This window comes from Streptomyces sp. NPDC058650, assembly GCF_042717315.1.
In the GTDB taxonomy this organism is placed as follows: domain Bacteria; phylum Actinomycetota; class Actinomycetes; order Streptomycetales; family Streptomycetaceae; genus Streptomyces.
In genome coordinates, this window is record NZ_JBHXRL010000001.1 from 221,854 (window position 1) to 246,969 (window position 25,116).

The window sequence follows — 25,116 nt, forward strand, 5'->3', positions numbered from 1 at the left end:
GACCCGGCCGTCGGGGAGCGGGGCGCGCTTGCGTACCGTGGGGGTGTGTACCGGTTCCTGGCAACGCCCCGCTGGTGGGGGATCAACGTCTTCGTCCTGCTGGCGATCCCGTTCTGCGTGTTCATGGGGACCTGGCAGCTGGGCAAGTTCGAGGATCGCGTCGACTCCCATCAGGAGGCCGAGCAGCGGCCCGCCGCGAGCTCGCTGGAGGCGGCGCCGCTGGACACGCTCCTGCCGGTGGACCAGAAGACGTCGGGGCGGCCCGCCGAGGCGCGCGGCCGGTTCGGGGAGCAGTTCCTCGTCCCGGAGCGCGACCTGGACGGCCGGACCGGTTCGTACGTCCTGACGCTGCTGAAGACGGACGGCGGTCTGTCCCTGCCGGTGGTGCGGGGCTGGCTCCCCACGGGCGCGAAGGCCCCGGCCCCGCCGGCCGGCGAGGTCACGGTGGTGGGCGCGCTCCAGGCCTCGGAGAACCCGGGCACGAAGGGCGTCCACACCGCGGGCGGCCTGCCCGAGGACCAGCTCGGCATGATCAGCGCGGCGGCTCTGGTGAACGTGGTCACCGACGACGTCTACGACGCCTGGATCACCCTCACGGACTCCCCCGCCGGGCTCACGCCGGTCCCGGCGGCGGCCGCCGCGGGGACGAGTCTGGACGTGAAGGCCTTCCAGAACCTCGGCTACACGGCGGAGTGGTTCGTCTTCGCCGGCTTCGTCCTCTTCATGTGGTTCCGCCTCGTGCGCCGCGAGGCGGAGGCTTCCCGGGACGAGGCGCTGGGCCTGTAGGACCGGCGCGCCGCCTCAGGGGCCCGCGAGGATGCCGGTCCGGTAGATCGTGCCCGCGCAGGCGTTCGGGACGGTCGCCACGGCGACGGGGCCGCCCGGCTCCGCGGTGTGGCTGACCGAGACGCTACCGTCCGCCGGCCCGCCGTCCTCCCGGAGCAGCTGCGGCTCCACCCCGGCCTCCGCGTCCGTGCCGGTTCCGGTGTCCCCGCCGGTGCCCGTCCCCGTACCGGGGTCCTGGGTGGCCGGTTCCGTCGTCGCGGGCGTCGTGGTGGGCGGCTCCGTCGGCGTCGGCTCCGTCGGGGGCGTCGTGGTCGGCGGCACGGTCGTCGGCTCCGTCGGAGTCGGCTCGGTCGTCGGGGTCCCCCCGGCCGTCGGACAGGTCGAGCTCGGCAACCAGGCGAACCGGACCTCGTAGGAGCCGTTGGGCTTCAGGAGGAGCACGGACGCCTCCTGCGCGGGATCGGGCAGCCCGCTGCCGTCCCCCGCGGTGTGCCGGACGACCGAGATGCGGCCCGGGTCGGCGGCGCCCCTGGCCTCGAAGCTGACGATGCCGCTGCCGTCCACGACGCAGTTCTGCCCGGAGACGTTGGCGACGCGGAACGTGCCGTACACGCTCCCCGAGCCGTCGGGGCCGCTCGTCTGGGTCGCGCTGACGCCGAGCTGGTCGGGCTCGCACCGCGGCGAGTCGCCGATCACCGGGATCTCGGAGGCGCGCGGTCCGGTGGTGCTCGTGCCGCTCTCCGTCCGCTCCGGCTTGCCCGTGGCCCCGTCGGCCGTGCCCTGGCTGGGGGAGACGTGGGTCGCCGGGGACTGGGAGGACTGGCCTCCCTCGACGCCCGTCTCGGCTCCGGTGCCGCCCTGGGCGTCCTCGCCGTGGCCCGCGTTCACGGGGTTGGCGGCGGTGATCCCGCCCGAGTTCGCGACGTGCACGAAGGCGGGCACGGCCGTCCCGATGAGGACGGCGGCAGCGGCGGCGCCGACGACGGCCTGCCGCTTGCGGGCGCGCCGCGCGGGCACGGCACGGCGCAGGTGGTCCAGCGAGCCGGTGGTGGGCTCCAGGCCCGCGACGGCGCCGTGGAGCAACCGCCGCAGCGCGAGCTCGTCACCGAGGTCGCTCACATGGCTCACATCGCCCAGGTCGCGCACGGAACCCGGACCGCTCACGGCACCCACGGCATCCGCGCGCGACTCGGCCCCGGAGTCGTGCTCCGCGTCCGGCTCGGAAGCCGGCGCTGAGTCCGGCTCGGAATCGGGCTCGGAATCGGGCTCGATGTTCGGCATCCGTCGTCCACTCAGGTCGTCACGTTCATCACCGGCGTCGCCCTCGGCACGGGGCTCGTCCTTCTCGTGGCTCATGCGTTCGCCTCCATCGCGACGCGCAGCGCCGCGATGCCCCGCGAACCGTACGCCTTCACCGAACCCAGCGATATCCCGAGCGTCTCGGCGACCTGGGCCTCCGTCATGTCCGCGAAGTACCGCAGCACGAGCACCTCGCGCTGCCGCCGCTGAAGCCCCTTCATCGCCTTGATGAGGTCGTCCCGCTCCAGCTGGTCGTACGCCCCCTCCTCCGCGCTGGCCATGTCCGGCATCGGCTTGGACAGCAGCTTGAGGCCGAGGATGCGCCGGCGCAGCGCGGACCGGGAGAGGTTCACGACGGTCTGGCGCAGGTAGGCGAGCGTCTTCTCGGGCTCGCGGACGCGCTTGCGGGCGGAGTGGACGCGGATGAACGCCTCCTGGACCACGTCCTCGCAGGAGGCCGTGTCGTCCAGGAGGAGGGCCGCGAGGCCCAGCAGCGACCGGTAGTGGGCGCGGTAGGTCTCGGTCAGGTGGTCGACGGTGGTGCCGGCGGCCATGGCCCCTTCAGCGCTCGTACGGGGAGACGGGATGCCTTCCACCGCTATCGTGCGGGATCCGGCGGGCACGGGGGCGATCACCGGCATCCCGCCGAGTCCGCGCGGACGTCCGAACGGACGGACCGCGGAGCCGCGTACGGGGATGACGGCGGCGCTCCGCACGGGGAGCACCGCTGTGCCCACGCCGCGCAGCGGAGCGATGGTCGCGATGTCGAGTACCTCTGCCACGCCTGTTGGACACGCCTCCCCCCGCCAGGGTTGTACGCGTACGCCACCGAAATCGACGGTGACCCGTATGTCCTCATGCGTACCCGTTCTCCCCCGATACCCCGCTTTCGCAGCGTGTTCCGCGCCACACGATGGTGAGTGAACGCAGAGACGCGCCCCAGCCAACTCGTGGTTGCAACACGGGGGAAGAGCATCGTCGAACACGGAATCACCGCAGTTCAAGAGGTATCTGACGCCTTTTTGCTCACAGCGCCTTCACAGATCCTACAAATCTGTGACAACCGATTCCGCGATCTGCAGCGCGTTGAGCGCCGCGCCCTTGCGGAGGTTGTCGGCGCAGACGAAGAAGTCCAGCGCGCGCTCGTCGTCCATCGAGCGCCGCACCCGTCCGACCCACGCGGGATCGGTGCCGACGACGTCGGCCGGGGTGGGGAAGTCGCCCGCCGCGGGATCGTCGTACAGCACGACGCCCGGCGAGGTCGCCAGGACCTCGTGCGCGCGCCCGACGGTGACGGGGTGTTCGAAACGCGCGTGGACGGAGACGGAGTGGCCGCTCACGACGGGCACGCGCAGACAGGTCGCGGCGATCCGCAGCGCGGGCAGCCCGAGGACCCTGCGGGTCTCGTCCCGGACGCGCTCCTCCTCGGAGGAGCCGCCGTCCTCGCCGGCCGTGCCCGACCAGGGCAGGACGTTGAGCGCGAGGGGCCCGGGGAACGGCCCGTTGTGCTCGCCGACGGCCCGGCGTACGTCGCCGGGCTGGGTGCCGAGCTCGCCGCCGCCTACCACCAGGCCGAGCTGTGTGCGGAGCGCGTCGACGCCCGCCTGCCCGGCGCCGGCACCGCTCGCCGCCTGCTGGGCGGTGACGACGAGTTCGGCGACCCCGAACTCGGCGTGCAGGGCGCCCACGGCGGCGATCAGCGCGAGGGTGGTGCAGCCGGGGCTCGCGACGATGCCCCGGGGGCGTACGCGCGCGGCGTGCGCGTTGACCTCGGGGACGACGAGCGGCACGTCCGGGTCGCCCCGGAACGCCGCGGAGGTGTCCACGACGACGGCGCCCTTGGCGACGGCGACGGGCGCCCACCGCGCCGCCACCGCCTCGGGCACGAGGAAGAGCGCCAGATCGACGCCGTCCAAGGACTCCTCGGACTCCTCGTCGAGCGCGAGGATCTCGCACTCGACCCCGCGGACGGCGGCCTTGGAGCCGACCGCCGTCCCCGGGCCCGGGATGTCGAGCAGGCGTATCTCGCCCCAGACGTCCGCGTGGTGCGTGAGCATCTGGAGCATCACCGAGCCGACGGCTCCGGTCGCACCGACGACCGCGAGCGTCGGCTTCGGCGTCATCGGCCGGAGCCTCCATAGACGACGGCCTCGTCCGAGTCGCTGTCCAGTCCGAAGGCGGAGTGGACGGCGCGCACGGCCTCGTTGACGTCGTCGGCGCGGGTGACGACCGAGATGCGGATCTCGGAGGTCGAGATGAGCTCGATGTTCACGCCCGCGTCGGAGAGCGCCTTGAAGAAGTCCGCGGTGACGCCCGGGTTGGTCTTCATACCGGCGCCGACCAGGGAGATCTTGCCGATCTGGTCGTCGTAGCGGAGCGAGTCGAAGCCGATCGCGCCCTTCGCCTTCTCCAGGGCGTCGATGGCCTTGCGGCCCTCGGCCTTGGGGAGGGTGAAGGAGATGTCCGTCAGGCCGGTGGAGGCGGCGGACACGTTCTGCACGATCATGTCGATGTTGATCTCGGCGTCCGCGACGGCGCGGAAGATGGCCGCGGCCTCGCCCGGCTTGTCCGGCACGCCGACGACGGTGATCTTCGCCTCGGAGGTGTCGTGGGCGACGCCCGAGATGATGGCCTGCTCCACCTTGCGGTCCCCTTGCGGCTCGTTGCTGACCCACGTGCCCTGCAGCCCCGAGAAGGACGAGCGGACGTGGATCGGGATGTTGTAGCGACGCGCGTACTCGACGCACCGGTGCAGCAGCACCTTGGAGCCGCTGGCGGCGAGCTCCAGCATGTCCTCGAAGGAGATCCAGTCGATCTTCTTCGCCTTCTTCACGACGCGCGGGTCGGCCGTGAACACACCGTCGACGTCGGTGTAGATCTCGCAGACCTCGGCGTCGAGCGCGGCGGCGAGCGCCACGGCCGTCGTGTCGGAACCGCCACGGCCCAGCGTGGTGATGTCCTTCTTGTCCTGGGACACACCCTGGAAGCCGGCGACGATGGCGATGTTTCCCTCGTCGAGGGCGGTGCGGATCCGGCCCGGCGTGACATCGATGATGCGCGCTTTGTTGTGGACCGAGTCGGTGATGACACCTGCCTGGCTGCCCGTGAACGACTGGGCCTCGTGGCCCAGGTTTTTGATCGCCATGGCCAGCAGGGCCATGGAGATCCGCTCTCCGGCGGTCAGCAGCATGTCGAACTCGCGCCCGGCAGGGATCGGGGATACCTGCTCGGCGAGATCGATCAGCTCGTCCGTCGTGTCGCCCATCGCGGAAACCACGACGACCACCTGGTGGCCGTTCTTCTTGGCATCCACGATCCGCTTGGCGACGCGCTTGATGCCTTCGGCATCGGCAACGGAGGAGCCTCCGTACTTCTGCACGACAAGGCCCACGTGCGCTCCTCGCTCAGTGTGTGCCGCAGCCGGCGCTGCGATCGGCTCAGTCTAACGAGCGGCCCGAGAACGCCTACGTGATATCGGATGGTGAGACGATGCGCTCACTGGGTGATCATTCGGGGCCCTGCGCGCCGCTTGGCCCCTGCGCGCCGCTTGGCCCCTCCGCGCCGCTTGGCCCCTCCGCGTGACTCGGCCCCCGCGCGTCGTCCAGCCATGGCGCGTCGAGGGCCTCGCGTACGTGGACGGTGTACGGGTGGTCGTCGCCGAGGAGGCGTACGCAGACGGTCAGCAGCTCCGCGTAGTCGGCGCGGGCCCGGTCGGTCACGCCGGCACCGGCGTACAGGCCGGCCAGGTTGATCCGGGTGACCAGGGTGTCCACGTCCTCCTCGCCGAGGACCACCCTCATCTCGGCCGCCGTGTACGCGCCCAGCGAGACGGCGTCGCGGGTCCGGTTCAAGGCCCGGTAGATCCCGGCGAGCTCGGCGCAGGCCATCAGCGTCTCCCGGTCCTTCGCGCCCAGGACACGGACCATGTCCTGGAGCACGCTCTCCTGAAGGGCGACCGCCCTGTGGAGCAGCCCGGCCTGCACATGGGCCTTCGCGAGGGAGCACCGCGCCTTGAACGTGTTCGTGTCGTCGGCTCCCAGCACCGCGGTCGTGCGCCGCACCACCGCGGCCGCCGCCTCGATCGCCTCGTCCGCGCGTCCCGCCGAGGCGAGGGTCTCGGCCAGCGCGCCGCGCAGCCCGAGAACGGTCGGATCGTCCGGGCCGAACAGCCGCTCACAGCCGACCAGTGTGCGCTCGGCCACGGCGACCGCCTCCTCGTACAGCCCGTTCAGACTCAGGTACCCGCTCGTGGCGGCCAGCACGGGAAGCAGGGTCTCGCCGTCCCCCGCGGGGTCGGTGCACCTCAGGTACGCCTCGACGTGCGGGAACAGCACCCGCCACGTCTCCCAGTGGGCCGGGTCCACGTCGTCCAGCGGTGCGGCGACCCCGAATGCCGTCTCCGCGAGCCTGCGGGCCCGCTCGATCGCCTCCCGCTGCTCATGCTCGTCCCCGGGGGGCGGACGGCGGGCGACGGCCTGCACGAGCCGGTGGACGGACACCGAGCCGTCCTCGTGCAGGGTGATCATGCTGTGCCCGGCCAGCTCCCCGAGCGCCTCTCGGACGCCGGGGAACGGCGGCAGGAGCAGCGCGGGAATGCGGTCGGGGGCGAACCAGCCGAGCAGGCGGAGGATCCCCGCCGCGTACGGGACCGTGGCGGAGAGCCGGTTCAACGTGACGCGCAGGGTCCGGGCGACGGCCTCCTCCGCGTTGCCGAGTCCGCCGCTCCGGCCCAGCTCCGCCAGGTAGTCGAGCGGGGGCGTGGCCGTGCGCCCGCAGTACGCGGCGGCGATCTCGACGGCCAGCGGCAGCTGCCCGAGGGTCTCGCAGAGCCGCTCGGCGCCGGTGGTGTCGCGGGGGCCGGCGTGGGTGGCGACGCGGGTGAACAGCTCGACGGCTTCGGCGGCCGGCAGGACGGGCAGCGTGAGGACCTGCCCGATCCCGTACCAGGCGTCCGTCGTCCGGCTCGTGACGACGATCCTCCCCCGGCCGGTCCGGGCCAGCAGGCCCGCGACGTCCCCGGGGTCGGTGACGTTGTCGAGGACGAGCAGCCAGCCGTCGTGGGCCGACAGCCACTGCAACGCCCGCTCGCGCAGGGCCTCCTGCGGGAGTACGCCGATCAGCGCGGGCTGCATCGCGCCGGCGAGGTCCGCGAGTCCGGCGTCCACGTCGGCCCGGCTCTCGGCGGTGATCCACCAGACGGGGTTACGGTGCGCCGCCTGCCGGAGGGCCCAGCGGGCGGCGAGCGACGACTTGCCGACGCCGCCGAGGCCGCAGATCACGACGGTCTCCGCCTCCCGGTCGAGCAGGTCGCCCTCCTCGCCGCGTCCCACGAAGTGGGCGGCCTTGCGGGGCACGCTGACGAGCCCGGGCGGGCAGACCACCGGCCCGAGGGCCTCCGGAGGCAGCGTGGTCACCCGGTCGCCGGTGTGCACCCACCCGATGTCCCCACCGGCCGCGACGGCCCGGTCCCCGGAGGCGGAGACGCCCCCGCTCACGCGTCGCCGGTGGACACGCTCCCGATGTCACCGCCCGCCGCGACGGACCGGTCACCGGATGCGGTGACAGAGCCGGGGGCGGGGGCGGGGGCGGGAGGAACGGCGGGGGCCGTGGGAGTCGGGGCGGGCGTCGCGGGGACGGGTGCCGGGCTCGTACCGCTGCCCGTCGCCGCGGACCCGATGCCGCCGCCGGCGGCGACGGCGCCCGCGCCCGAGGCGGTCACGACCGGGGCGGCGGCCGGAGCCGGTGCGGTCGCACCACCGCCCCCGAACTGCCCCCAGAGGGAGAGCCCGAGACCGACGGCCGCCAGGACGGCGCCGAGGACGCTCGCGAGCTGGTCCGCCTTCCCCAGGTCGACGACCGCGACGGCGACCAGCGCGCCGATCCCGACGACGCCGACGCCAACGCCCGTCCACAGCACTGCCTTTGACCGTCCCCGCATCTGCGCTGCCATGCGTTCATGATGGCAGCACAGAGGATGCGCCGTGGGGGCTTAGGGGATCGTCTCCCGCACCAACCGCGTCAGTTCGCACTCCCCGATGGTCCGAAGGCAGTCCTCCAGCAGCGCGTCCCTCAGCAGGCGGGCACGCTCCACCTGCCCGCCCTCGACGAGGACGTCGACCTCGGCCAGACGCGGCAGGAAACTACGCGAGTCCTCGGCGCCGTAGCGACGGCGGGAGTCCTCGATGGCCTCCGCCGCGAGGACGAGTGCGCGCTCCATGTCCCCGGCGATGGAGAGGCGGGCCATCAGGGCACGCTTGATGACGTCGCACAGGGTGGGTTGCCGGGGATCCGCGCGCTCGGCGTCGGCGACGAGCTCCTCCAGCGCCGTCACCTCGACGTCCTCACCGGACTCGGCCAGGAGCAGTTCGTAGCGGGCCTGGATGGTCTGCGGATGCCTCGGGCCCAGGACACGGTGGCACTCCCCGGCGTTCTCCCGGAGCAGTGCATCCGCCCGCTTCGGTTCGCCCATCCGCAGCACGCGGGCCAGGTGCCCACGGGCCGACAGCGTGCGCGGATCGTCGGGTCCGAGGACACTCAGCCAGTTGGCCAAGCCCTCCGTCAGCATTTCCGTGGCCGCCCGGCCCCCGAGCTCCTCGATGTTCAGGGTCAGGGCGAGGCTCTGCACCGCGTCCAGGGTTTCCGGGTGGTCCGGGCCGTGGATCCGGCGGAGGGATTCCACCGCACGCGCGCAGAGAGGCAGGGCTCGGCTGACGGCCGTGTCCATGCCGAAGAACGTGCCGGCCACCTGGAACAGCTTGGCCTCCACCGCGATGTCCTGCTTCGGATCCGCGTGCCCGGCCAGCGCCTCCACGTGGATCATGACGCGCCGGTCGGCGCCGACCTCCGAGCTGACGATGCCCGCCTGAAGCAGGTTCGCGGCGAGCTCGCGCACGATCCCCGTCACCTTCCTCGGGTCCGCCCTGACCACCGCCTGCACCAGCCGGTGAACGGACAGTTCCCCGCCCCGGAGCGTGATCATGCTGTGGGCGGCCAGCCGCCGTACGGCTTCCGTGACCTCCAGCGGCGTCCCCAGCGGGTCCAGGAGCCAGCGCGGAATCCCCTCAGGCGCCCACCAGGAGATGACGTGGAGCACGGTGACGGCCCGTGGCGTGTCCTTGAGCCGGTCCAGCGTCACCTGCCAGACACGGGCCAGCGTCCGCGCCGCCTCGCCGCCCTCCGCCGTCGCCGCGAACATCTCGCCCGGGTACTCGGCGAGCAGTCCCAGGTACGTGCGTGGCGTGATGCCGGCCTCCGCACAGTAGGCGGCGGCCTGCTTGAGCGCGAGGGGCAGGTACCCCAACTCCGCGCAGAGCGGCCCCAGTCCGTCGTCGGCCGCCTCGCACACCCCGGTGAAGAGCTCCGCCGCCTCCTCCGGCCCCAGGACGTCCAGGACCACCGTCCGCGCGACGTCCTGCCAGCCGCTCGACCGCCGCGAGGTGACCACGATCCGGCCGCGCCCCACCCGTGCGAGGAGGGGGCGCAGGTCGGCCGGGGCGGAGACGTTGTCGAGGACGAGGAGCCAGTCGTCGTGCGTGGCCAGCCACTGCAACGCCCGCTCGCGCAGGGCGTCTTCGGGCAGGGCACCCACGACGCCCGGCTGCATGGCCCGGGCCAGGTCGGCGAGTCCCGCGTCGAGTTCGGCGGGCGTCTCGGCCGTGATCCACCAGACGACGGTGTGGTCGGCCACCCGGTCCGCCGCCCAGCGCGCCGCGAGCGTCGACTTCCCGATGCCGCCGAGTCCGCAGATGACCTGGAGGTCCGAACCCTCGTCCAGCAGGGCCAGTTCACGGGCGCGGCCCACGAACAGCCGTGTGCGCTCGGGGAGATGGACCAGCCCGGACGCGGAGACGGTGAGCGCTTCCGACGGCAGCACGGTCACGCGGTCGCCGGTGTGCACCGACTTGATGTCCCGGCCCGCCGCGACCGACCGGTCACCCGACGCGTCCACCGTCCCTGCCATCAGCCCATGATGGCAGGGAGTGGCACGAGAGGTCCGCTACTTCCTGACCGACCGCAGGCCCAGCGGCGCCGCGATCTCCTCCAGCATCACGCGCCCCGCCTCCTCCGCGAGCTGCTCCTCCGCCAGGTCCTCGTCCGTGTCGAGGCCGTCCAGCTCGGCCAGGGGCTGGTCGAGGCGGACGTGGGCGACGAGGGACTGGAGGGCGCGGAGGGTGGCCGAGGCGGTGGGGCCCCAGTTGGAGAAGTACGAGAACTGCCACCACCACAGCGCCTCGCTGACGCGGCCCGCGCGGTAGTGCGCGAGGCCGTGCCGGAGGTCGGTGACGATGTCGGCGAGGTTGTCGGAGATCCGCGCCGGGACCGGGGCCTTGCGCGGCTCGTACGGGTCGAAGACCTCGGAGAAGACGTCGACCGGGTCCAGCATCACGGCGAACCGCTCGCGCAGGTCGTCGACGTCCGGCTCCGGACCGGTGTCCGGCTCGTACCGCTCGTCCGGGACGATGTCCTCGTGCGCGCCGAGCCGCCCGCCCGCGAGCAGCAGCTGCGAGATCTCCAGGAGCATGAACGGCACCGCGCTGTCGGGCTCGTCGCCCTTGGCGACCTCGGTGGTCGCGACGATGAAGCTCTCGATCGAGTCGGCGATCTGGACCGCGAAGTCGTCGGGGTCCTGCGTGACGGAGTGAAGCGTGGCGTCAGACATCGAGCAGCCTTCCTCGGGGCGCACCAGCGTGGGCTCGGTCCTCGTCATACATCTAGCAGTCGCCGCCCCTCGAAGGCGCGGCCGAGGGTCACCTCGTCGGCGTACTCCAGGTCGCCGCCGACCGGGAGCCCGCTCGCGAGCCGGGTCACCCTCAGGCCCATGGGCTTGAGCATCCGCGCCAGGTACGTCGCGGTGGCCTCGCCCTCCAGGTTCGGGTCGGTCGCGAGGATCAGCTCGGTGACCGTGCCGTCCGCGAGGCGCGCGAGGAGCTCCCGGATGCGCAGGTCGTCCGGGCCGACGCCCTCGATCGGGCTGATCGCGCCGCCGAGGACGTGGTACCGACCCCGGAACTCGCGCGTCCGCTCGATCGCCACGACGTCCTTCGGCTCCTCGACCACGCAGATGACGGTCAGGTCGCGCCGCGGATCCCGGCAGATGTTGCACTGCTCCTGCTGTGCCACGTTGCCGCAGACCGCGCAGAACCTGACCTTCTCCTTGACCTCCAGGAGCGCGTGCGCGAGCCGCCGTACGTCGGTGGGCTCGGCCTGGAGGATGTGGAAGGCGATCCGCTGCGCGCTCTTGGGACCGACGCCGGGCAGCCTGCCCAGTTCGTCGATGAGGTCCTGAACCACGCCTTCGTACAACGGAACGCCCTTCTCGGGGGTGCTTGATTCTTACGGTAGTGGCTGAAAGCGAGCCTTAGAAGCCCGCAGAAGGCCACAAAGGGCCCGGCCCTGATGGGCGGGGGTCAGAAGCCGAGGCCCGGCATGCCGCCCAGGCCCTGTGCCAGCGGGCCCAGCTTCGCCTGCTGGAGCTGCTGCGCGTTCTCGTTGGCCGCGTGCACGGCGGCCACGATCAGGTCGGCCAGCGTCTCCGTGTCCTCCGGGTCGACCGCCTTGGGGTCGATCACCAGGCCGCGCAGCTCGCCGGAGCCGGTGATGGTGGCCTTGACCAGGCCGCCGCCCGCCTGGCCCTCGACCTCGGTCTTGGCCAGTTCGTCCTGGGCGCGGGCGAGGTCCTGCTGCATCTTCTGGGCCTGGAGGAGAAGCTGCTGCATGTCGGGCTGGCCACCACCGGGAATCACGGTCACTCCTGAGGTTCGGTACGTCCGTATGTCGGGTACGCCCGAGCCTACGTGGTCGCCGCCCGCCCTGCCTCCATCACTCTTTCGAGTGAGAAACTTCGGGCTTCTCTACCTGATCAACACCCTCTTGCGGGCGGAAATCCCGGGATTCCGGGCCCGCCGCCCACCATTCGGCGGTAGGAAGGGCAGGCACCACGTGCACCGCACGTCACAGAAGGACACGCGCGCTGAGCTGAACAGAGGAGTCCCCCGGTGAGCCAGCAGCCGGACATGCAGCCGCCGGGTCAGTCCGGGGAGAAGCCGGGTCACGCCGGGGAGAACGGGGAAGACACCGAGCGGCCGGACCGCGACCTCACCGGTACGCCGTTCCCCCTGGGCGACTGGGGCGAGCCCGCCGAGCGGCTCGACGAGCTGTACCGCTGGGTCGAGTCGAATGCCCTGCGCACGGCGGAGTGGTACCTCTCCGACCGCGTCTGGAAGCGCCGCTGCGCCCGGATCCTGCGGGTGGGCACCGCCGCCGGCGTGATCGCGGGCGCCGCGCTGCCGCTGCTCGACCTGACCGGGGCGGCCGAGGGCGCGGTCGGCTGGGGCTATCTGTCGCTGCTGATCGGCGCGGCCTGCCTGGCCTGCGACCGGTACTTCGGGCTGACGTCCGGCTGGATACGGGACGTGGCGACGGCACAGGCCGTGCAGCGCCGTCTCCAGGCCCTGCAGTTCGACTGGGCCTCGGAGAGCGTCCGGGAGGTCCTGGGGCCCACGGAGGGCACGGCGAGCGAGGCGGCCGAGCGATGTCTCGGCGTGCTGCGCCGCTTCTCGGAGGACGTGACCGAGCTCGTACGGGCGGAGACCGCGGACTGGATGGTCGAGTTCCGCTCGGGCCCGGCGCCGCTCATGCTCCAGTCGGTGGGCGTGGTGCCCGCGCGCGCGGAGAGCTCCCACCCGTCGGGCCGCTTCCCGCTGCCGCCCGGCACCCGGCCGAACATGCCGCGCCAGCGGCCCCCGGAGGCTCGCTGAGCCTCCGGAGGGGCCGCCCGGGGCGGCGCGGGGGCCAGGACCTGTCCGGTCCTAGCTCAGGATGATCATCGAGCCCTGGGCGAGGCTCCTGGTCGCCGCCGCGTGCAGTCCCAGCCACACGTGACGCTCCCGCGCGAAGGGACTGTCGTCGTACGGAATCGGTCCGGCCGGCTCCTCCAGGGAGGTCGGCCGCTCCGGCGGTACCGGGGTCGCCGGCGGGTTCATCGGGTCGATGCCGATCGAGGGCGCCACGAACTCGAGCTCGCGCAGCAGCCCGTACGAGGAGCCGAGCGGGCCGCCCCGCTCCAGGAGCTCGTCGCTGGAGAGCGGCGCGGGGAAGTCGACGGGCACGTACGAACCCGCGTGGTCGTAGTGCCAGACCAGGTGCGACTGCTGGGCGGTCGACTCGAACATCTCCAGGAGCTGTTCGTAGTCCCCGCCGAGCGCGCCGACCGGCTCGACCGGCAGCCCGCACACCCGGAGGAGGTACGCGCGGCGCAGGAAGTGCAGGGCCTCGTAGTCGAAGCCCGCGATCGGGGCGACGTCGCCGGAGAGCCCCGGCATGTACGCGTAGACGGGCACGGTCGGCAGGCCGGACGCGCTCAGCACGGCGTCGTAGGCCGCTATCTCTTCGGCGAAGGGGTTGTCGGGGCTGTGGCACAGCAGGTCGACAAGGGGGACCAGCCACAGGTCACAGGCCAAGGGAGGCTCGCTCTCCGTCAGGTGCAGGGACGGCCAGGGTAGTCGGCACGGCCGACGACGCCCACCCGCTCAGGAACTGCCCCCGGACGCCCCGCCTCAACCCGAACTCCGACCCCGGCCCAACGCGCCCCGCCGCTGGTACACGCCAGCCCACCCCGGCCTCAGCGGGCCCGAGCCTCCAGACACCCCGCCGCTGGCACACCCCAGCCCACCCCGGCCTCAGCGGGCCCGAGCCTCCAGATACCCCGCCCAGTCCAGCGAGTGCGTGTTGTAGTCCCGTACGACCGCGACGGCCGCTTCCGCGTCGCCGCGCGTGACCGCGTCCACCAGGTCGACGTGTCCGCTCCACAGCCAGCCGTGCATCTCCCGCTCGGAGCGCAGGTAGGGCACGGAGAACACCCAGGCCTGGACGCGGAGCCGGTGCAGGAAGTCGGCGATGTAGTCGTTCGAGGCGACGAGGCGGGCCAGTTCGCGCCAGTAGCGGATGTCGTACCCGATGAGGACGTCCAGGTCCCCGGCGCGGGCGGCGCGGGCCGCGGCCTCGCCCCTGCGCCGCACGGAGACGAGTGCGACGCCGATCCCGAGGTCGGGTTCGGTGGCCGCCGTGCGGGGCGGCACCATGGCGGCGTCGCGGCGGAAGATGCCGTCGACGACGAGCATCCGGGCCTCGACCATCCGCCGGTAGTCGTCGACCGAGTACTGGTGGACGCGGAAGCCGCGGTGCTGGTCGGAGTCGAGGAGCCCTTGCGCGCAGAGGTCGACGAGGGCTTCCCGTACGGGCGTCGCGGACACCCCGTACTGCTCGGCGATCTGCTTGACCGTGAATTCCTCGCCCGGCTGGAGACGCCCCGCGAGCACCTCGTCACGCAGCGCGTCCGCGATCTGCTGTCGCAAGGTGTTGCGGGTGACAGCTCCGCTCGCGGGCATGTGGTCGGTCCCCTCCGTCCGGCTTCGGACACCCTAGTCCAAACGGAGGGAACCTCCCCGTATCGCCTTGACGTGACGATCCGGTTACTCGATTACACGGTTATCCGGTTACTCGGATACTCGGTTACTCGCCGTACGGCGCTTACGCGGTGTACTCGTCGGCCACCGAGAGCGCCGCGTCCAGGGCCGCCAGGCCCTCCTTGACCTCCGCCTCGGAGACGTTGCAGGCGGGGACGGCGTGCGTGCGGTTCATGTTGACGAAGGGCCACAGGCCGTTCTTCTTCGCCGCGGCGCCCAGGGCGGCCATCGGCGCGGCGGCCTCGCCGGCCGCGTTGTACGGGACGAGCGGCTCGCGCGTCTCGCGGTTCCTGACCAGCTCCAGCGCCCAGAAGACGCCCATGCCGCGCACCTCGCCGACCGACGGGTGGCGCTCGGCGAGCTCGCGCAGGCCGGGGCCGAGGACGTTCTCGCCGATGTGGGCGGCGTTCTCGACGACCTTCTCGTCCTCCATCACGTGGATGGTGGCGACGGCGGCTGCGCAGGCCAGCGGGTGACCGGAGTAGGTCAGACCGCCCGGGAAGGGCCGCTTGTCGAAGGTCGCGGCGATCTCGGCGCTGATGGCGACGCCGCCGAGCGGCACGTAGCCGGAGTTCACTCCCTTGGCGAAGGTCATCAGGTCGGGCACGACGTCGTAGTGGTCGGCGGCGAACCACTTGCCCGTGCGGCCGAAGCCGGCCATGACCTCGTCGAGGATGAAGACGATGCCGTACTTGTCGCAGATCTCGCGGACGCCGGCGAGGTAGCCGGGCGGCGGGGTCATGATGCCGGCGGTGCCGGGCACGGTCTCCAGGATGATCGCGGCGATCGTCGCCGGACCCTCGAAGGCGATCGTGTCCTCCAGGTGCTGGAGGGCCCGCGCGCACTCCTCCGCCTCGGTGGTGGCGTAGAAGGGCGAGCGGTAGAGGAACGGCGCCCAGAAGCGCACGACACCGGCCGAGCCGTTGTCGGAGGCCCAGCGGCGCGGGTCACCGGTCAGGTTGATCGCGGTGGAGGTGGCGCCGTGGTACGAGCGGTAGGCGGAGAGCACCTTCGTGCGGCCGGTGTGCAGCCGGGCCATGCGGACGGCGTTCTCGACGGCCTCGGCACCGCCGTTGGTGAAGAAGATCTTGTCCAGGTCGCCCGGGGTGCGCTCGGCGATGAGGCGTGCGGCCTCGGAGCGGACGTCGATGGCGAAGGCGGGCGCGAAGGTGGAGAGCTTCCCGGCCTGCTCCTGGATCGCGGCGACGACCTTGGGGTGCTGGTAGCCGATGTTCGTGTAGACGAGACCGCTGGTGAAGTCGAGGTAGCGGTTTCCGTCGTAGTCCCAGAAGTACGAACCCTCGGCGCCGGCGACGGCGAGCGGGTCGATCAGACCCTGGGCGGACCAGGAGTGGAAGACGTGCGCGCGGTCGGCGGCCTTGACGGCCGCGCCGGCCTGGGGATCGGGTGCGGCGACATGAGGGGTCATGCGGTCGAGGGTAAGTAATCGCTGATGAGGTGGGCCATGGCCATCTTGTCCACCGAGACCGGGCCGGACGCGACACCTTGCTCCGTAACGTTTCGCGCCGGGCCGGAGCCTCGGAGGAACCCACATCCCCATTGACAGCAAGCTGTCATCATGACAGTCTTCTGTCATGGGAACCGAGACTGACACCAAGACCGTTCATCTCGCCGTCTACGACACCCTCGCCGACTGGGAGACGGGCCACGCCACGGCCTGGCTCGCCCGCGCGGGCTACACGATCCGGACCGTCGGCCCGGTCGCCGGAGAGCCCGTCACGACGATCGCCGGGATCCGGGTCGTCCCCGACCTCGCGCTCGCCGACCTCGACCCCGAGGACAGCGCCCTGCTGATCCTTCCGGGCGCCGAGAAGTACGACGAGGGCGACGAGCTCGCCCCCTTCACGGCCAAGGCCCGCGCCTTCCTCGACGCCGGTGTGCCGGTCGCCGCGATCTGCGGCGCCACGGCGGGCCTGGCGAAGGAGGGCCTCCTCGACGACCGCCCGCACACGAGCGCCGTCTCGTTCTACCTGGCCGCCACCGGCTACAAGGGCGGTGACCACTACGTCGACGCGGACGCGGTCACCGACGGGGACCTGATCACGGCGGGCCCGACGGAGCCGGTCGCGTTCGCCCGCGAGATCTTCGCCCGGCTCGGCGCGTACGAGGGCAAGCGGGACGCCTGGTACCGCCTCTTCCACGACAGTGACCCGGCGGCCTTCGTCGAGCTGAACTCGTGAGCCGCCTGGAGCAGGACGCCCTGTCCCGTACGGCCCTGGGCGTCTTCCGCCTGAACGGCCAGTTCCTCGCCGTCTCGGAGAAGCTGGCCGAACCGGCCGGCCTGACCGCCGCCTGGTGGCAGGTCCTCGGCGCCGTCCTCCCCGAACCGCTGCCGGTCGCCGGGATCGCCCGCGTCATGGGCATCACGCGGCAGAGCGTCCAGCGGATCGCGGACCTGCTCGTACGGGAGGGCCTGGCGGCGTACGAGACGAACCCCGCCCACCGGCGCGCCAAGCTCCTCGCGCCCACGGAGGCGGGCCGGGCGGCGATCGACCGCATCGAGCCGGGCCACGCGGAGCTGGCGGCCCTGCTCGCGCGGGAACTGGGCGGCCAGGAGGCCTTCGACGAGACGGTACGGGTGCTGGAACGGCTGTCAGCGGCGCTGGACGCGGTCAGCGCAACGTACTCGGCTCCTGAGGCAGCCGACTAGGGATGGGCGAGCAGCACATGGACAGTGACCTGCGGCAGGCGGCCGTCGCGGCGCTCGGAGCGCTCGGGCGGAGCCACGACTACCGCGACCGGGCGGACGCCGGTCACGGTCTGGCAGCCTTCGCCGGGACGCGGGAGGCCGTCGGGCCGCGGGTGGAGCTCGTACTCGACCCGGACGACACGTTCGTCACCCGGGTGACCGCGGAAGCCCTGCTCCGGCGGCAGGACAGGGCGGGGCTGGCGATCGTCGCGACCGCGCTGACGGACGGCCGACCCGAACCACGGGGCGGCCGTTCAGCGGCCGATCACGTCCACCGGGCAGCGGATGCCGGAGGCGCGGGCCAGGCGTCCGTCCGCGGTGACCAGCGCACAGCCGTACGCTTCCGCGGCGGCGACATAGGCGGCGTCGTAGGCGGTGAGGTTCCCTCGTAGCTCCCACATGCGGGGCAGGAGGACGCGCGACAGCGGAACGACGGGCTCCAGCTTCGCGAGGGCGGCGACGGCGTCCTCCGCGTGCTCCTTCGAGATCTTCCCGCCGAGCAGATTGCCCCGGATGACCGACAGCACCTCGATCGTCCAGTGCTCCGGCGCGATCCACCTGCTGTCGGCGGCGAGGACCGCCCTGCAGCGGCCGCCGATGGCGCCTTCGTCGAGCAGCGAGAACGCGAAAACCGAAGCATCGACGACGATCACTCGTCGCCCTCCGGCACACCGAGGACGATGTCGCGCTCCGTACGCCCGCCCCGCAGGGCGTCCAGCACATCGGCGGTGTCGAGCCGCGCCCCGTACCGCCCGGCGGAGAACCCCTCAAGGACGGCCAGATTGTCCCGGCGCCGCACTTCGTCGCTCAGCACGTCGAAGAGGTACGCCTGCAACGACTGGCCTCGCTCACCCGCTATGGCCGCCAGCCGGTCACGCATGTCCTCGGGCACGTCACGAATCTGCAGTGCAACCATGCACACCATGGTTGCATGCACATCTGCATGCACGCAATCGCCCGAACCGCTACGGGCCCGTCTCGCCCGTGAACGGGCGGCCATCTCGTCACCGAGCGCGAGCTTCCGGGGCCTGTCGATCACCCCGCGCTCGATCCAGGTCGCGAGGACCGAACAGGCCGCTCACCCGTCCGGAGCGCTCGTGTCCGCGTACGCGTACGGGTCGGCGAAGAGCTCCGTCACGGCGCTCCGCAGGAGCAGCGTGTGCACGAACCGGCCCGGCGCGGTCGGCGGGAACCGCCACGACAGTGGCCAGGTCCGCCCCGCCAACGCGGGCACCGGGACGTAACTCACCTGGGCGGGTCCGGCGTTGAACCGGGTCACTCCGCGCGGCCACGACCGGTGCGCCGTCGACCCCGGCGGCACGAGGAAGTACACCCCGCGCCGGCCGTTCGCCTCGATGACGACGGGCCCGGGGTCGCCCCCGGTGAGCACCTCTATCCAGTCCGCGAGCCGCCGCCCCTCGTCGCCGTCGACGCGGACCGCGTCGAATTGCACTCCGGCCTTGCGGAGTTGGAATCCGGAAACAGGAATCCAATCCACGTTTACTTCCCGATTCTCTTCATTCACAGGGACATGTTCCCGCGCCGACGCTAGCGTTTTCCACGACTGCGGTGGGCGCGTCGGTAACCCCTTGACCTGCACCAACGCACCTTGTGGGCAGTCGAATTCGGCGGGGAGCAGTTGAGACCGGTTGAGACCGGTTGAGTTCGGATGGGGATCGCGATGGCGCGAGAAGAGAACAAGGAAACGGTGGGACCCGCGGCGAGGATGGCGGCGGCGGTGGCGAAGAGAATGCGGGTGAAGAAGGGCCTGACGCAGGAGCAGTTGGGCGCGCAGATGGGCTACAGCGGAGCGGCGATCAGCGCGATGGAACGGCTCCTGCACGCGGTGAGCGACGAGATGCTGGCACATCTCGAAGGCTCCCTGGGCGGCGGGACGGGCATCTTCGAGGAGATGCGGGAGCTCGTACGACTGGAGAAACTCCCGGAACAGTTCCGTGGGTACGCGCCGATCGAGCAGAAGGCGCTGGCGCTGTGGCTGTACGCGAACCACGTCGTGCACGGTCTGTTCCAGACGGAGGCGTACGCGCGGGCGCTGATCATGGGCAGCTACCCGGAGCCCACACCGGAGCGGGCTGAGGAACTGGTCGTCGGCCGGATGGCACGGAAGGCGCTGTTCGACCGGAATCCGGTGTGCCAGATCGAGCTGGTCCTCGATGAGTCGGTGCTGCGGCGGCCGATCGGGGGCAAGGAGGTGATGCGGGAGCAGCTGGTGTACCTGGCGGAGTGCGCGCGGAGGAGGAACGTGAACCTTCAGGTGCTGCCGCTGGACGCGGGGTTGGGAGGTGAGTACTCGGGCGACCGAGGCAACCTGACCGTCATCGAAACCCCGGCCCACGACCGCGTGACCTACCTGGAGATCCAGGGGGAGAGCCTGCTGATCACCGACCGGGCGAAGCTGAGTACGCACCTGCAGCGGTATGCGAAGATCCGGGCACAGGCCCTGGATCCGCGCACGTCGCTGGGGCTCATCGAGGAGTTGGCGGGAGTACGGAGATGAACGACAACACCCTGCACTGGTTCAAGTCCAGCTACAGCGACGGCGGTGGCGGCGAGTGCGTCGAGGTCGCCTTCGACTGGCACAAGTCCTCCTACAGCGACGGCGGCGGCGGCAACTGCGTAGAGGTAGCCACCTGCGCCCACGCCGTCCACCTCCGGGACTCGAAGGTCAGCGACGGGCCCACGTTCGTCGTGGAGCCCGCCGCCTGGACCGAGTTTCTCGCCTGGCAGGACTGACTAGCAGTACAGGTTCGCGCCGGTGGGGACGCCCAGGATCTGGGTGAACTGCTGGTACTTGGTGACCCGGCTCTGCACCTGGGCCGGGTTGCCGCCGTTGCACTCCAGGCTGCCGTTGATCGCCCAGATGGTCTGGCCGAATCCGGCGCCGTTGACCATGGCGTTGTGGGCGGTCATCGTGCCGGGGCCGTTCTGGGTGTTCCAGTACCAGAGGCCCGTCTGCATGGCGACGGCCGGATCCTGCTCGACCCGCCAGGGGTTGTTGAGCAGGTCGATGCCGAGGGCGTCACCGGCCGCCTTGTAGTTGAAGTTCCAGGAGAGCTGGATCGGGCCGCGGCCGTAGTACGCGGCCTGGCCGGCCGGGCAGCCGTAGGGCTTGCCCGCGTCGCAGTAGTGCGGGTAGTTCGCGGTGTTCTGCTCGACGATGTAGAAGAGGCCCGCCGTCTCGTGGGAGACGTTCGCGAGGAAGGCCGCGGCCTCCTGCTTCTTCACCGTGTCGCTGCCGGTCTTGGCGAAGCCGGGGTACGACTTGAGGGCGGCGGTGAGACCCGCGTACGTGTAGAAGGGGTTCCTGTTCGGGAACATCTGGTTGAACTGGGCCTCGGAGACGACGAATCCGGAGGGGTCCGGGTCCGTGCCGCCGCCGGTGCCGCAGGTGCCCTCGTCGCGCCAGACGTCGGAGGAGCCGGGACGCTCGTTCTGCGTCCACCACTTCGCGTACCAGTTGTGGCCGTTGTACGAGGCGGTCATGCCGCCGGTGTAGACGCTGCCCGAGTTCCAGGCACCGACGCAGGCGGGGGCCGCGCCGGCGGTCGCGGAGGGGAGGAGTACGGCGAGTCCGACGGCCGTACAGAGAGCGGCGATCAGAGTGATCAGCCTTCGCAGCATGAGCTGTCCTTCCGGGTGGGGTCCGGGTGGGGAAGGCCCAGCGAAGCGCGATTGGTCTGGACCTGTCAAGGTCTAGACCAGAACTTGTGACAGTTGGGGTTCCGGTTGCATACAAAGCGGCCCCGGGGCTCGGAGATCCGAGGCCCGGGGCCGACGTGAGGCGCGTAACGCCCGTACTGCTACAGCAGGTTGTACGACTGGTAGCCGGTGCCGATCTGGGTGGGCGCCTTGAACGGGGTCGCGGCGATGCCCGTGCCGTAGTAGCGCATCAGCTGACCGCCGGGCTTGCGGGCGAGCAGGTCCGCCTTGCCGTCGAGGTTGATGTCACCGGTCGACACCAGGCGGTCGTACGCGTTCCAGCCCTGGCCGATCTTCGTACGGCCGCTGAAGGGGGCCTTCCAGTTGCCCGTGCCCTTGTAGAGGTACAGGTAGCCGGTGGACTTCTCCTTGGCGACGACGTCGGGCTTGCCGTCACCGGTCAGGTCGCCCTGGCCGGCGATCTGGTTGTACGCGTTCCAGCCGCCGCCGACCCGCACGCGGGTGGTGGTGGTGCCGTTCGGGTACGTGAGGTAGCTCCACAGCACGCCGTTGGCGTCGACGCCGATGAGGTCGGCCTCCTTGGCACCGCCGATGTTGCCGGGCGAGAGGACCGTCTTGTAGATGTTCCAGCCCTTGCCGACGACGCTCGTGTCCTCGGGGCCCGAGTTGGGGCCCCAGAAGTCCAGGCGCCCGTTCTTGTAGACGGTCCACTCGCTCTCGCCGTGTCCGTCGTTGTCGTTGTCGGCGACGACGATGTCGGCGATGTCGCCGCCCTCGGCCAGAGGACCGACCTTCTCGAAGCCGCCGTTCCCCACGGGGTACCACACGTGGAGTTCCTGGGTCGTCTTGTGGACGCCGTACATCTCGAACGTGGGCTGCACCGGCAGCTCCGCCGCGGAGGCCGTACCGGCCACGGTCGCCGTGGCGACCGCGACGGCGGTGGCGACGAGCGCGCCCTTGAGCGCACGACGACGAATGATGTTCATCGAAAATCCCCCCTGGGACTCTTCGGCGGCGCACTTCACACGCCGCTGATTTTCGAATCCTGCCACAGCTGTTCGATAGCTTTGCGCCACATAAAACAGCCCCGGGGCGGCGGCTTGCCGCCCCGGAGCCGTCGGGGGGAGAGAGAAGCGGGCGCCCTAGAGGGGCAGGGCCGAGGTGACGTTGCCGAGCGCGGCGGGGTTCGCGGCGTCCGTGACGGCGCCCAGGGGGGAGTCGGACTGGCTGGCGCCGGTGACCGGACCGAGCAGGCCGGTCGCGCCCGCCAGGGGGTCGACCGCGGCGGCGGCGCCCGCCCCGAGACCGATGGCGGAGGCGGCGAGGGCGAGGGCGGTGAGGACACGCTGGGAAGAGTTCATGTCCCGGCTAACGATTCCCCGCGCGCCAGGTACCGGTGCATCCGACATCCACCCCGGGCGGGGGCACCCGGGGCGGACGAGGTTGACCGATGGGAACCGGCCGGAACCGGTCAGATCATCAGGACGATGCGGCCCGGGCGGTGGCCCGACTCCGCGCGGCGGTGGGCCTCGGCGGCCTCCTCCAGGGGGAGGACGTCGGCCACCCGGGTGATCACCTCGCGGGCCGCCACCTTCTCCAGCGTCTCCTTCAGGCGGGCGGCGTCCGGCCTGGCCCGGACGGTCTCGACGCGGATGTTCCGCTCCGGGGTCGGGACACGGTCGGGGGCGAGCGCGAGGAAGACGCCGCCGTCCTTCAGGACCGGGAGCAGGCCCTCGCCGACGAGCGCCCCGTCGAAGACCGCGTCCACCCGGTACGGGTCGCCCTCGATGACCCGGGCGACCACGTCCTCCGCCGCACCGCGCGTGACGACGTGGTCCGCGCCGAGGACCCTCAGTTCGCTCTCGTCGCCCTCGTAGGCCACCGCCACCACCCGCAGGCCGGCCGCCGAGGCGTACTGCACCGCCAGCCGGCCCACCACCGCGCTCGCACCCGTCACGAGCAGCGCCGCGCCCGGCTGGAGCCCGAGCCGGTCCAGGCCCTGCTGGGCCGTGGCCGAGGCCAGCGGGACGGACGCGGCCACGGTGAAGTCCACGTCGTCCGGGATCGGGGCCAGCCACTCCGGGGCGACCCGTACGACCTCCGCGTACGTGCCCTCGCCGGTCAGCTCCTCGTACCAGGGCACGAAACCGGCCACACGGGTCCCGGGGGCCATGCCGGGCACGGGATCGAGCAGCTTCCCCGCGAAGTCCGTCCCCAGGACGAACGGGGGCTTGAGCGCGCCGACCGCGTCCGCGTACCTGCCTGCCCGGATCCGCAGGTCCGCCTGGTTCACACCGGCGGCCTTGAGCCGCACGCGCACCCTTCCCGGGACGTCCCCGGCCTCCGGCTCGGGCCGGCGGGCCATTCTGAGGACCTCGGGTCCGCCGTAGGCGGTCACTTCGACGACACGCATGGGGTACTCCTCAGACGGAAGGCCCCCTCGTGGCCATTACACCCACGCCCGACACCCCCCAGCAACCCCTGTTGACCCGCCCGCGAGCCCCCGGCCGAAGGAGCCGTCCGAAGGACCCGCTGAAGGAAGGGAGAACTCCGGGTGACGGGGGACTACGCCTCGCACGGAACCGCACACACGTGCGTACCGTCGCGCGGGTGGACTGGCTCACCGCTGAGAACCTCATCGCCCTGGTCACCGCCCTCCTCGGTGTCCTCGTCTCCACCGGCGCCGTCTGGTACGAGCGGCGGGTGCCGCACCAGCGGCGGATCGGCTACCGCGTCCAGCTCGACACGACCATCGGGAACGCCGCCGCGAACGGGGCGGTGACCGGCCCCGGCGCGGCCGTGCGGCGCGGGTTCTTCAACGCGACCCCGGCCCTCAGGGACGCCACCCTCGTCCTGCTCCGGATCGAGAACGACGGGGCCCTGTCGATCGGCGCCGACCACTACACGGACGGTGACGACCACGGACTCACGGTCGAGTTCGAGCGCCGCCGGGTGCAGGCGGTCGTCGTGACCGCTCCCGACCACCCCCGGCTGCTCAGCCACTTCTCCGACAGCTGGGTGGGCCCGGCGGAGGGCGACGCCACCATCCAGCTGCCCAAGGTCCCGCTCAACCGCGGCGCCCACTACAAGCTGCTCGTCCTGCTCACCGGCGGCCCGATCGGCGACCCGGTCTCGGTCGACGGCAACGTCGCCGAGGGGCACGTCCACGTCAACCACAGCACGACCCCCGACGACAAGCCGCCCGTCTTCAGCCGGGCCGCCCGCACGGTCACCGTCGTCCTCACCGTCTGCGTCGTCGCGCTCGCCGCGATCATCGTCCGCGAGCAGACCCCGCCGCCGATCGGCTGCGCCAGGGGAACCCTCACCATCACCGGCTCGACGGCCTTCGCGCCGGTCGTACGGGAGCTGGCGAAGAAGTACGAGAAGGACTGCGCGGGCTCGACGGTGAACGTGACCGCGCACGGCTCGACCGCCGGGATACGGGAGCTGGAAGCGTCCGGGGCGAAGTCCGCCAAGGGCTCCCCCGCCGTCGTCGCCCTCTCCGACGGGCGCAAGCCGGGCGGCTATCCGCAGCTGCGGGAGAGCATGGTCGCGGTCTCCCTCTTCACCCTCGTCCTCAACGACGGGATACCGGTGGAGAGCCTCACCCTGGACGAGATCCGCCGCCTCTACCGGGGCGAGATCACCAACTGGAAGGAGCTCGTCCCCAGCCTCGACCAGCCGGTCCGGCTGATCAGCAGGGACGCAAGCTCCGGTACCAGGGAGGTGTTCCAGCGCCGGGTCCTCGGCCGCAACGAGCTCGCCAACTCCTCCCTGAACTGCGAGAGCATCGACGACCCCGCGTCGAAGGTGGTCCGCTGCGAACTCGACTCCACCGAACAGGTCCTCTCGACCGTCGCCAAGCTCCCCGGCGCCATCGGCTACACCGAACTCCGCAGCGGCAGCGGCCTGAAGGGGCTGCACCGGGTGGCCATCGACGGGCGCAGACCCGTCGTCGAGGAGATCGGCGAGTCCAGCTACCCGTACCGGGAGATCGAGTACGCCTACACCTGGGGCCGGCCGCCTGCCGACTCCCTGACGTCCAGCTTCCTCAACTACCTGATCCGGGGCAGCGGCCAGGACGTCGTCCTCACCCACGGCCATCTGCCCTGCTCCACCCCGAAGGGGCTGCGGATCTGCGGAGGCGGCTGACGTCGGATCGCGGGGACGGCCGAC

The 25,116-nt window shown here is 71.7% G+C and carries 27 protein-coding genes; 7 read left to right on the forward strand and 20 right to left on the reverse strand.

Annotated elements, in window-relative coordinates; genetic code table 11:
* Nucleotides 1-45: 45 nt before the first annotated feature.
* Nucleotides 46-786, forward strand: coding sequence for an SURF1 family protein (locus tag ACFWWU_RS01095; RefSeq protein WP_384137554.1), 741 nt, complete (start codon nucleotides 46-48; stop codon nucleotides 784-786).
* A 15-nt stretch (nucleotides 787-801) separates the two neighbouring features.
* Here ACFWWU_RS01095 and ACFWWU_RS01100 read toward each other — a convergent pair whose 3' ends face one another.
* From ACFWWU_RS01100 to ACFWWU_RS01145, 10 genes are all read right to left on the reverse strand, one after another.
* Nucleotides 802-2,142 (reverse strand): hypothetical protein, encoded by a 1,341-nt coding sequence (locus ACFWWU_RS01100; RefSeq protein WP_384137556.1) that lies wholly within the window; start codon nucleotides 2,140-2,142, stop codon nucleotides 802-804.
* Nucleotides 2,139-2,867 (reverse strand): SigE family RNA polymerase sigma factor, encoded by a 729-nt coding sequence (locus ACFWWU_RS01105; protein WP_384137558.1) that lies wholly within the window; start codon nucleotides 2,865-2,867, stop codon nucleotides 2,139-2,141. Before ACFWWU_RS01105 ends, ACFWWU_RS01100 begins: the two co-directional genes overlap by 4 nt.
* A gap of 264 nt (nucleotides 2,868-3,131) precedes the next feature.
* Complete coding sequence (locus ACFWWU_RS01110; protein ID WP_384137560.1) at nucleotides 3,132-4,208, reverse strand: aspartate-semialdehyde dehydrogenase; 1,077 nt, start codon at nucleotides 4,206-4,208, stop codon at nucleotides 3,132-3,134.
* Nucleotides 4,205-5,476 (reverse strand): aspartate kinase, encoded by a 1,272-nt coding sequence (locus ACFWWU_RS01115; RefSeq protein ID WP_317596756.1) that lies wholly within the window; start codon nucleotides 5,474-5,476, stop codon nucleotides 4,205-4,207. Before ACFWWU_RS01115 ends, ACFWWU_RS01110 begins: the two co-directional genes overlap by 4 nt.
* A gap of 115 nt (nucleotides 5,477-5,591) precedes the next feature.
* Nucleotides 5,592-7,580 (reverse strand): tetratricopeptide repeat protein, encoded by a 1,989-nt coding sequence (locus ACFWWU_RS01120; protein ID WP_384137562.1) that lies wholly within the window; start codon nucleotides 7,578-7,580, stop codon nucleotides 5,592-5,594.
* On the reverse strand, nucleotides 7,577-8,035 hold the full coding sequence (locus ACFWWU_RS01125) for a hypothetical protein (protein ID WP_384137563.1): 459 nt from the start codon (nucleotides 8,033-8,035) through the stop codon (nucleotides 7,577-7,579). The genes ACFWWU_RS01120 and ACFWWU_RS01125 overlap by 4 nt, the downstream gene beginning before the upstream one ends.
* 39 nt (nucleotides 8,036-8,074) lie before the next feature.
* The gene (locus ACFWWU_RS01130) at nucleotides 8,075-10,045 is read right to left on the reverse strand and encodes a tetratricopeptide repeat protein (RefSeq protein WP_384137565.1); all 1,971 of its coding nucleotides are present in this window, start codon (nucleotides 10,043-10,045) and stop codon (nucleotides 8,075-8,077) included.
* Between the two features lie 36 nt (nucleotides 10,046-10,081).
* Nucleotides 10,082-10,744 (reverse strand): DUF5063 domain-containing protein, encoded by a 663-nt coding sequence (locus ACFWWU_RS01135; protein ID WP_384137566.1) that lies wholly within the window; start codon nucleotides 10,742-10,744, stop codon nucleotides 10,082-10,084.
* Between the two features lie 44 nt (nucleotides 10,745-10,788).
* A complete protein-coding gene (gene recR / locus ACFWWU_RS01140; RefSeq protein ID WP_384137568.1) occupies nucleotides 10,789-11,388 on the reverse strand; it encodes a recombination mediator RecR in 600 nt (199 codons plus the stop codon).
* Nucleotides 11,389-11,492: 104 nt separating this feature from the next.
* A complete protein-coding gene (locus tag ACFWWU_RS01145) occupies nucleotides 11,493-11,828 on the reverse strand; it encodes a YbaB/EbfC family nucleoid-associated protein (RefSeq protein WP_384137570.1) in 336 nt (111 codons plus the stop codon).
* A 270-nt stretch (nucleotides 11,829-12,098) separates the two neighbouring features.
* On the opposite strand from ACFWWU_RS01145, the gene ACFWWU_RS01150 reads away from it, so the two are divergent.
* Nucleotides 12,099-12,842, forward strand: coding sequence for an SLATT domain-containing protein (locus tag ACFWWU_RS01150; RefSeq protein WP_384138386.1), 744 nt, complete (start codon nucleotides 12,099-12,101; stop codon nucleotides 12,840-12,842).
* 51 nt (nucleotides 12,843-12,893) lie between these two features.
* Here the strand turns inward: ACFWWU_RS01150 and ACFWWU_RS01155 are convergent, their stop codons facing one another.
* From ACFWWU_RS01155 to ACFWWU_RS01165, 3 genes are all read right to left on the reverse strand, one after another.
* Nucleotides 12,894-13,544, reverse strand: a complete 651-nt coding sequence (locus ACFWWU_RS01155) for a hypothetical protein (protein ID WP_384137572.1) — start codon at nucleotides 13,542-13,544, stop codon at nucleotides 12,894-12,896.
* A 219-nt stretch (nucleotides 13,545-13,763) separates the two neighbouring features.
* On the reverse strand, nucleotides 13,764-14,471 hold the full coding sequence (locus ACFWWU_RS01160) for a GntR family transcriptional regulator (protein WP_384137574.1): 708 nt from the start codon (nucleotides 14,469-14,471) through the stop codon (nucleotides 13,764-13,766).
* Nucleotides 14,472-14,613: 142 nt separating this feature from the next.
* The gene (locus tag ACFWWU_RS01165) at nucleotides 14,614-15,978 is read right to left on the reverse strand and encodes an aspartate aminotransferase family protein (RefSeq protein ID WP_384137576.1); all 1,365 of its coding nucleotides are present in this window, start codon (nucleotides 15,976-15,978) and stop codon (nucleotides 14,614-14,616) included.
* Between the two features lie 166 nt (nucleotides 15,979-16,144).
* Between ACFWWU_RS01165 and ACFWWU_RS01170 the strand changes: the two genes are divergently transcribed.
* Complete coding sequence (locus tag ACFWWU_RS01170) at nucleotides 16,145-16,750, forward strand: DJ-1/PfpI family protein (protein ID WP_384137578.1); 606 nt, start codon at nucleotides 16,145-16,147, stop codon at nucleotides 16,748-16,750.
* Nucleotides 16,747-17,220 (forward strand): MarR family winged helix-turn-helix transcriptional regulator, encoded by a 474-nt coding sequence (locus tag ACFWWU_RS01175; RefSeq protein WP_384137580.1) that lies wholly within the window; start codon nucleotides 16,747-16,749, stop codon nucleotides 17,218-17,220. The genes ACFWWU_RS01170 and ACFWWU_RS01175 overlap by 4 nt, the downstream gene beginning before the upstream one ends.
* Before the next feature lie 293 nt (nucleotides 17,221-17,513).
* On the opposite strand, the gene ACFWWU_RS01180 is transcribed toward ACFWWU_RS01175, so the two are convergent.
* The 3 genes from ACFWWU_RS01180 to ACFWWU_RS01190 form a co-directional block, all read right to left on the reverse strand.
* Nucleotides 17,514-17,912 (reverse strand): type II toxin-antitoxin system VapC family toxin, encoded by a 399-nt coding sequence (locus ACFWWU_RS01180; RefSeq protein WP_384137582.1) that lies wholly within the window; start codon nucleotides 17,910-17,912, stop codon nucleotides 17,514-17,516.
* Nucleotides 17,909-18,175, reverse strand: coding sequence for a hypothetical protein (locus ACFWWU_RS01185; RefSeq protein WP_384137584.1), 267 nt, complete (start codon nucleotides 18,173-18,175; stop codon nucleotides 17,909-17,911). The genes ACFWWU_RS01180 and ACFWWU_RS01185 overlap by 4 nt, the downstream gene beginning before the upstream one ends.
* 162 nt (nucleotides 18,176-18,337) lie before the next feature.
* Nucleotides 18,338-18,757 (reverse strand): hypothetical protein, encoded by a 420-nt coding sequence (locus ACFWWU_RS01190; protein WP_384137585.1) that lies wholly within the window; start codon nucleotides 18,755-18,757, stop codon nucleotides 18,338-18,340.
* A gap of 183 nt (nucleotides 18,758-18,940) precedes the next feature.
* On the opposite strand from ACFWWU_RS01190, the gene ACFWWU_RS01195 reads away from it, so the two are divergent.
* Nucleotides 18,941-19,777: a Scr1 family TA system antitoxin-like transcriptional regulator gene (locus tag ACFWWU_RS01195; protein ID WP_384137587.1), complete on the forward strand. Its 837-nt coding sequence runs from the start codon at nucleotides 18,941-18,943 to the stop codon at nucleotides 19,775-19,777.
* Nucleotides 19,774-20,013 (forward strand): DUF397 domain-containing protein, encoded by a 240-nt coding sequence (locus tag ACFWWU_RS01200; protein ID WP_384137589.1) that lies wholly within the window; start codon nucleotides 19,774-19,776, stop codon nucleotides 20,011-20,013. Before ACFWWU_RS01195 ends, ACFWWU_RS01200 begins: the two co-directional genes overlap by 4 nt.
* On the opposite strand, the gene ACFWWU_RS01205 is transcribed toward ACFWWU_RS01200, so the two are convergent.
* From ACFWWU_RS01205 to ACFWWU_RS01220, 4 genes are all read right to left on the reverse strand, one after another.
* Nucleotides 20,014-20,901, reverse strand: coding sequence for a glycoside hydrolase family 19 protein (locus ACFWWU_RS01205; RefSeq protein ID WP_384137591.1), 888 nt, complete (start codon nucleotides 20,899-20,901; stop codon nucleotides 20,014-20,016). It lies immediately after the preceding gene.
* A 179-nt stretch (nucleotides 20,902-21,080) separates the two neighbouring features.
* Nucleotides 21,081-21,926, reverse strand: coding sequence for an FG-GAP repeat domain-containing protein (locus ACFWWU_RS01210; protein WP_384137593.1), 846 nt, complete (start codon nucleotides 21,924-21,926; stop codon nucleotides 21,081-21,083).
* Between the two features lie 156 nt (nucleotides 21,927-22,082).
* Nucleotides 22,083-22,301, reverse strand: coding sequence for a hypothetical protein (locus tag ACFWWU_RS01215; protein WP_384137594.1), 219 nt, complete (start codon nucleotides 22,299-22,301; stop codon nucleotides 22,083-22,085).
* Between the two features lie 110 nt (nucleotides 22,302-22,411).
* Complete coding sequence (locus ACFWWU_RS01220; protein ID WP_384137596.1) at nucleotides 22,412-23,353, reverse strand: NADP-dependent oxidoreductase; 942 nt, start codon at nucleotides 23,351-23,353, stop codon at nucleotides 22,412-22,414.
* A gap of 197 nt (nucleotides 23,354-23,550) precedes the next feature.
* Between ACFWWU_RS01220 and ACFWWU_RS01225 the strand changes: the two genes are divergently transcribed.
* The gene (locus tag ACFWWU_RS01225) at nucleotides 23,551-25,092 is read left to right on the forward strand and encodes a substrate-binding domain-containing protein (protein WP_384137598.1); all 1,542 of its coding nucleotides are present in this window, start codon (nucleotides 23,551-23,553) and stop codon (nucleotides 25,090-25,092) included.
* Nucleotides 25,093-25,116 lie beyond the last annotated feature (24 nt).